4 protein-coding genes are annotated in these 2,943 nt (G+C 66.5%); 1 reads left to right on the plus strand and 3 read right to left on the minus strand.

Annotation, left to right across the window (positions count from 1 at the left end; all coding sequences use genetic code 11):
- Nucleotides 1-722: mechanosensitive ion channel family protein (locus tag ACY693_RS17550; protein ID WP_462323101.1), on the plus strand; the 722-nt coding region annotated here is incomplete at its 5' end.
- 18 nt (nt 723-740) lie between these two features.
- Here ACY693_RS17550 and ACY693_RS17555 read toward each other — a convergent pair.
- The 3 genes from ACY693_RS17555 to ACY693_RS17565 all read right to left on the minus strand — a co-directional run.
- A complete protein-coding gene (locus ACY693_RS17555; RefSeq protein ID WP_462323102.1) occupies nt 741-1,619 on the minus strand; it encodes a type 2 periplasmic-binding domain-containing protein in 879 nt (292 codons plus the stop codon).
- 1 nt (nt 1,620) lies between these two features.
- Entirely contained in the window at nt 1,621-2,637 is a 1,017-nt protein-coding gene (locus tag ACY693_RS17560; protein WP_462323103.1) for an ABC transporter substrate-binding protein, read from the minus strand.
- Between the two features lie 5 nt (nt 2,638-2,642).
- A partial coding sequence (locus tag ACY693_RS17565) for a BCCT family transporter (RefSeq protein WP_462323104.1) occupies nt 2,643-2,943 on the minus strand: 301 nt, incomplete at its 5' end.

The following is a 2,943-nucleotide window of genomic DNA, read 5'->3' on the forward strand; positions in this document are numbered from 1 at the left end:
CGGTCGGTGTGAACATCACACCGCTGTTCGCCCTGGTGGGCGGCGCCTCCTTCATTATCGCCTTTGCGCTGCAGGAGACGCTCGGCAACCTCGCCGCGGGACTAATGATCATGTTCAATCGCCCCTTTGATGAAGGCGACTATGTGCAGGTCGCCGGTCTTGGCGGCACGATCAAGCGCGTCTCGGTGGTCTCCACGACCGTGACCACGCCGGACAACCAGGTGATCGTGCTCCCGAACTCCAAGGTCTGGGGCGACGTCATCACCAATGTCACCGCCTCGGACATGCGCCGCGTCGATCTTGTATTCGGCATCGGCTATGGCGACTCGATCGAGAAGGCGCAGGCGGTGCTCGAGCAGGTGATCGCCAGCCATCCACTGGTGCTTGAGGATCCGGCGCCGAACATCCGGGTCAGCGAGCTGGGGGATAGCTCGGTCAACTTCATCGTCCGACCCTGGGTGAAGACCGCGGATTACTGGACGGTCTATTGGGACCTTCACCGCGCGGTGAAGGAGGCGTTCGATGCCAATGGTATCTCGATCCCATTCCCGCAGAGGGATATGCACCTGCATTTGGCCGATCAGGACAAGCCCACGGAGCCCAAGTTAGCGACACTGATCGGCGGCAGCGAGACGAAAGCGCCGCGTGTCGAAACAAGCTATGCCAGCGGTGACCAGGGCGCCGACGAGCCTGATGAAGAGGGTGGTGGTGAGCGGGGCTAGGAGAGGCTGGATATCGCCTCATGCGCGGGGCTGTCGAGCGCCGTTGCGAGGTTTCGACAAGGACAGTCGAATGATCAATACCAACGCAATGATTGCGCCCAGGTTAACCAGCGACCCCGCCGGCGACAGGCCGATGCCCTCGCGGCGCTCCGCCGGCGGCTCAAAGGCGATCATCGACGTCGGTAGGCTGGGGTCCAGGCGCACGGTCACATCCAGCGCATCGCGAAGGCGGGCAACGGTGCCGGCTGCGATCGGCAGGTTCTGGCCGATGGCGGCTGAGCCGGGTCCCACCACGCCCACGGCGTCGGTCGGGTCTGGTCGGGCGGCGGCGAGCACCACCTGGCTGCCGACGCTGGCGAGCGGCACGGACTGTCCAGGATAGGTGGCCGCCGGGATGGTGACCGGTTGCAAGAAGGGGAAGGCCAGGCGGTTGCCCTGGGTCTCCCAACCGTCGATGGCAGCGAGCTGCAGCCCATCGGCCAGCAGCTCGGCGATGAGCGGATGTCCGGTCTCAGCCATGATGAGCAGCCCGTCCATCGCGCCGTCGCGCACCTCTGCTGCCTGAGCACGAAACGCAGCGAGGCCGTCGGCCTCTGTTGACACCAGGGTTGCGCGGGCCGCCTCCATGCCAGACTCGACGAAGCCTGCCGTGCGCGCGGTGATGTCCTCGTCCGGGCCAACGCCGATGCGTGTCTCGGCGCCCCAGACCTCGCTGCCGGCATCGGGGCGGGTCAGCAGATGCAGCGTATCGAAGCCGACCGGCACCAAGGCATCTGCATCGCCGCGCTCCGGCTTGCCACGGACTTCATCGAGGGTGAACAGTGCCGGCCCCGTCACCAACGCATAACGCACCTTGCCTGCGAGCAGTGATGCGAGCGGATCGGTCGTGCGCTGCACCTCAATGCGCCGTCCGGGGGAACGCCTTGCGCAGCGCCAGCACCACATCGGCCGCCTGTCCGGCGATTGCATCGAGCCGCCCCACCGCGATGCCGAAGGGCCGTGCCAGGGTACCGTCGGTGGCGGGTGGCAGGGTCGGGTCAAGGAAGCGCGCGACGACGGCGAAAGGGTCGGCACCGAGCGTGGTCACCTCGGTCAGCATCTGGCGCATGGCTGCCGTGGACACCTGGTCTTCCAGCGTCGTGAGTGCCGTTGCGATGTCCGGGCGGCGCGTCAGTAGGGATGATCGGGTGATAGGCGCCGCCGCATAAGCCGGGAAGAAGCCGCGGTCATCAGCGATTTGAATGAGTCCAAACTCCGCGATCTGGGGGTCGGTGCTGAAGCCCACCGCGAGGTCGATGTCATCATCGAGTAGCGCGGCGTAGAGTCTGTCCTTGCCCTCTGCGGTGCTGGAGACCAGCAGGCTAGGCTCGGCGCGCAGCCCATAACGGCGTACCAGTGGCTCGAAGCCGTCCAGCGGTCGCGCGCGAAATTCCTGGGTCATGCCCACGCGCAGCAGCCGGCCCGAGTCCGCCAGCGCTCCCAGGCGTGTCGGCGCCGCTGCGGATTGGGAGCCGGGGCGCGCCAGCACCACATAGTCGTTGTTGAAGCCGAGCAACGGCCCGGTGGAGAGTGCGAAAGGCGCGAGTGCCTGCTGCGCAGCAACGAAGGAGGCTAGACCTTCATGCAGCGGCGGGTGCCCGCTGAGTGCGAGGATGGAGCCCGTGTAGTCGACGTAGAGATCGATCTCGCCAGCCCAGAGGGCGCCGATGGTGCCGAGGCTGTCTCGGGCGCTGTCGTCGACCTCGACCGCGATGTTGTGAGCACGCAGCGTCTGCGCCAACAGCTGGGCGGTGACCTGCTGCTCAGCGAAGTCCTTGGCGCCCACGATCAGCGGGCGCTCGATCTCGCCGCAGCCGCCGAGGGCGAGGGTGGCCAACAGGAGGAGGGAGGGGAGGTGATGGTGTTGGCGCAGCATGACGGCTAGACCTGCCGAGCCGCGAGCAGCGGCCCTTCCTCGTCGCGCAGCGTGCGCAAGAAGGCCGCGATCTGTAATAGCAGCACCAGCGCGAAGGGGATGGCGCCGCTCACGGCCAGGGTCTTGGCCACCTCCACGCTGCCTGCGAGTAGGGTGCCGATGGTGATGGCCAGGATGATCAGCGCCCAGGTCAGTTTGAGGCCGAGCGAGGGGTTCAGCGTGCCTCGACCGGTCATCATGCTGACGACAAAGGTGAGTCCCCTTCGAAAACCCGTTCTGCCGTGAAGCCGCCCTGGGCATCGGCCT

This window comes from Halochromatium sp. (assembly GCF_054919635.1).